The sequence below is a fragment of the Nocardioides sp. genome (assembly GCF_031422975.1).
In the GTDB taxonomy this organism is placed as follows: domain Bacteria; phylum Actinomycetota; class Actinomycetes; order Propionibacteriales; family Nocardioidaceae; genus Nocardioides.
Genome location: NZ_JANPEO010000466.1, coordinates 1 through 3,447, shown reverse-complemented (window position 1 = coordinate 3,447; position 3,447 = coordinate 1). Strand labels below are relative to the sequence as shown.

General features: G+C 72.9%; 4 protein-coding genes. All 4 read right to left on the bottom strand.

The annotated features are described in order from the left end of the window. Window positions 1–65: 65 nt before the first annotated feature. Genes idi through RMO85_RS13910 form a run of 4 tightly spaced genes read right to left on the bottom strand, consistent with a single transcriptional unit; the run spans window position 66 to window position 3,283 of the window. The gene (gene idi, locus RMO85_RS13925) at window positions 66–656 is read right to left on the bottom strand and encodes an isopentenyl-diphosphate Delta-isomerase (RefSeq protein ID WP_310529326.1); all 591 of its coding nucleotides are present in this window, start codon (window positions 654–656) and stop codon (window positions 66–68) included. Next, window positions 653–1,693 carry an NAD(P)/FAD-dependent oxidoreductase gene (locus RMO85_RS13920; RefSeq protein ID WP_310529325.1) on the bottom strand — a complete coding sequence of 347 codons (1,041 nt, stop codon included), beginning with the start codon at window positions 1,691–1,693 and terminating at the stop codon, window positions 653–655. Before RMO85_RS13920 ends, idi begins: the two co-directional genes overlap by 4 nt. Beyond that, window positions 1,686–2,231: an isoprenylcysteine carboxyl methyltransferase family protein gene (locus tag RMO85_RS13915; RefSeq protein WP_310529324.1), complete on the bottom strand. Its 546-nt coding sequence runs from the start codon at window positions 2,229–2,231 to the stop codon at window positions 1,686–1,688. The genes RMO85_RS13920 and RMO85_RS13915 overlap by 8 nt, the downstream gene beginning before the upstream one ends. Next, window positions 2,228–3,283: a 3-oxoacyl-[acyl-carrier-protein] synthase III C-terminal domain-containing protein gene (locus RMO85_RS13910; RefSeq protein ID WP_310529323.1), complete on the bottom strand. Its 1,056-nt coding sequence runs from the start codon at window positions 3,281–3,283 to the stop codon at window positions 2,228–2,230. Before RMO85_RS13910 ends, RMO85_RS13915 begins: the two co-directional genes overlap by 4 nt. Window positions 3,284–3,447: the final 164 nt, after the last annotated feature.

The window sequence follows — 3,447 nt, the reverse complement described above, 5'->3', positions numbered from 1 at the left end:
CGAGCTCGGGGTCGATCTCGCGCCCAGCCCCGCTCTGGTTTCCCGACAGCAAGAAGCCGCTCGGATCACGACCGCTCTCCGCCGCGGCCCACCTGCGCGGCCGTGGGGAGGTCGTCGTACGACGCGGCGGGTGCCGCGAGCGGGTCTGCCGGCAACTGGGCGACCTGCTCGCGGCACCACGGAGAGATCGCGCGAGTGCCGTCGAGCACGCCACGACGGAACTCCGCCCACGGTTCCCAGTGCGCCTCGGCCACCTCGACGGGATCGGCCCGGACCTCGTCGAAGGTGTTGGCCACGAACACCGGGCACATCTCGTGCTCGACCACCCCGTCGAGGACCGCTCGGTAGCGGAACCGCGGCAGCAGCAGTCGCAGCCCCTCGATCCGCAGGCCGAGCTCCTGGTCCACCCGTCGGCGTACGGCGTCCTCGATGTCCTCGCCCGGCGCCGGGTGACCGCAGCAGCCGTTGGTCCACAGACCGGGGAAGGTCGCCTTGTCGAGCGCCCGGCGCGTCACCAGCACCGAGCCGTCAGCGCGGAAGAGATAGCAGGAGAAGGCCAGGTGGAGCGGGGTGTCCGCGTGGTGCACCCGGCGCTTGTCGGCGGTGCCGATCGCCCGGCCTGCCTCGTCCAACAGCACCACGGACTCCCCGGTCATGCCGGCACCACGATCGGGCGGGCCAGCTGGTTGACGGCGGCCGAGAACACCCACGGAGCCCGCGCCGCGAGCGGCACGAGCCGCCTGCGGACGGACTGGTGGGCGGTCGCACGCAGCAGGGCGTGGGTGAGGAGCTCGTGACGACGAGAGAGCCGTCGGGCCTGGGCCTCGTAGCGCTCCGGGTCGTCGGCCACCACGCAGCCGACGGCGGCCCGGGCCTGCGCCAGACCGAGGGCAATGCCCTCGCCGGTCAGCGCATCGACGTACCCCGCTGCGTCGCCGACCAGCAGCACCCGCCCGGCGACGCGACGACGCGCGCGCTGTCGCAGGGGCCCGGCGCCGAGCACCCTGGTGCGCTCCCCGGTGAGCCGCTCGCGCAGCACGGGGAACTCGCGGAGCACGTCGTCGAAGCCGACGCCCGCGTCGGTGAGGACTGCAAGACCGACCAGGTCGTCGGCGACCGGCGTGACGTAGGCCTCGGCGTGGGGCGACCAGTGCACTTCGACGAACGGCGTCCACGGTGCCTGGGCCACGTGGCATCTCAGGCCGAAACGCCGCCGGTCCCGCGCCCGGACCTCGAGGCCGAGCAGCCGTCGCACGGGCGAGTGCAGCCCGTCGGCGGCGATCAGGTAGCGGGTCGCCTCGCCGTCGACCAGCAGATGGTCGCCGACGTCTCGGATCGACTTCACCGGGCTGGGGTCGACGGGCACGCCCGCCGCGCGCAGCGGTGCCGTCAGGGCCGCGTGCAGGGTCGTACGCCGCACACCACGCCCCGGCCCGAATCGGAAGGCCGCCTCGACGGAGCGCCCCGCACCCGACCCGTCGAGGTAGCGGATGCCGGCCAGCGGATGCCCGTCGGGCCGGACTCCCAGGCCCTCGAGCTCGGCCACCGCACCCGGCATCAGCCCTTCGCCGCAGGCCTTGTCGATCGGGCCGTCCCGAGGCTCGCGCACCGACACGTCGAGGCCGGCACGCGCGGCATTCAGCGCCACGGCCAGTCCGACGGGACCGCCCCCGGCGACCACGAGGTCACGCACCGTGCACCTCGACCGGCTGGCGCGGCAGGGTCGCCAGCGCGGCGTCCTCGGCGCGGATCCGCACCGTCAACAGCGCGGCGTTGGCAATCGTGAAGACCACCGCCGTGATCCAGGATGCGTGCACCAGCGGCAGCGCGACGCCCTCGATCACCACGGCGACGTAGTTGGGGTGCCTGAAGAGGCGGTAGGGCCCGGAGTCCACCGGTTCCCGGCCAGGGACCACGATCACGCGGGTGTTCCACCGGCGCCCGAGGGTGGTGATGCACCACCAGCGCAGCGCCTGCGACGCGACGACCAGCACCAGCATCGACCACGCGAGCGCGGAGGGCACGTCGGGACGTCGTACCCACGCCTCCGCCAGGGCTCCGACCAGCAGCCCTGTGTGCAGGACGACCATGAACGGGTAGTGGCCGAAGCCGGTCTCCACGCCCCCGCGCTCCATGCTCCAGGCGGTGTTGCGCTTGGACACGACCAGCTCGGCCAGCCGCTCCACGCCGACGAGGGCCACCAGCACGGTGAAGGCGACGAGGGCGGTCACGCCGTTGCCCTCAACAGCACCAGCTCGGAGCAGAATCCCGGGCCCATCGCGAGCAGCATGCCGTAGCTGCCCGGCGTGGGGGGCCGGTCGCGCAGCGTGTCCTCGAAGACGTGCAGCACCGACGCGGACGACAGGTTGCCGACCCGGGCCAGCGACTCCCAGGTCAGGGCGAGCGCCTCGCGAGGCACCGCCAACGCGGCCTGCAGCGCCTCGATCACCTTGGGCCCGCCGGGGTGGCACACCCACCAGCCGATGTCGTCTCGGGTCAGGTCGTGCTCGGCGAGGAAGCCGTCGACGTCCTCGCGCAGGTATCGCTCGACCAGCGCCGGCACCTCGGCGTCCAGGACGATCCGCAGCCCGTTGCCGGTGACGTCGAAGCCCATCGTCCGCTCGCTGTCGGGGTAGAGCCGGCTGCGCGACGCGAGCACCTCGACCGCTCCCTCACGGCGCTCGTTGCCGACGGCGACGACGGCCGCGGCCCCGTCGCCGAAGAGCCCGCTGGCCACGAGGTTGGGCACCGACACGTCGTCACGCTGCACGGTCAGCGAGCACAGCTCAACCGCCACCAGCACCGCCACGTCGCCGGGGTGGCCCAGCAGGTAGTCGTGCAGCCGCGCGATGCCGGCCGCCCCGGCCACGCAGCCGAGCCCGACGAGCGGCATCCGCTTCACGTCCGGGCGCAGCCCGATCGTGCCGGCGATCCGGGCATCCAGGGAGGGCACAGCCAGGCCGGTGACGGTGGCGGTGACCACAAGATCGACGTCGGAGGGCGTCAGGCCGGCCGCCTTGAGCGCGTCCACCAGGGCGCGCGAGCCGAGCTCGACGGCGTGCTCGATGAACAAGTCGTTGGCCTGGCCGAAGTCGCGCAGCGCGGCGTAGTCCGCCAGTGGCAGCACCGTGTGCCGGCGCTCCACTCCCGCGTTGCGGTGGAAACGGCGGAGCAGTGCCTTGTCGAGGCTGCGCTCGGCGATCACGTCGGCGAAGGCCTCGGTGATCTCCGCCTGGGGATAGGAGTGCGGAGGCAATGCTCCACGGACGGACAGGATCCTCATGACGACTTCCTCGTGGGCGTGCTGGAGCGATGGGCGGGGGTGAGTGAACCGAGAAGTCCGGCGACCAGGCGGGCGTCGATCCGACCATCGCCCAGACCGATCTCGACGAGCGTGTCGAAGACGTGGCGGTCGCGAGTGTTACGGGCGCGGGCGGCGATTTCTCC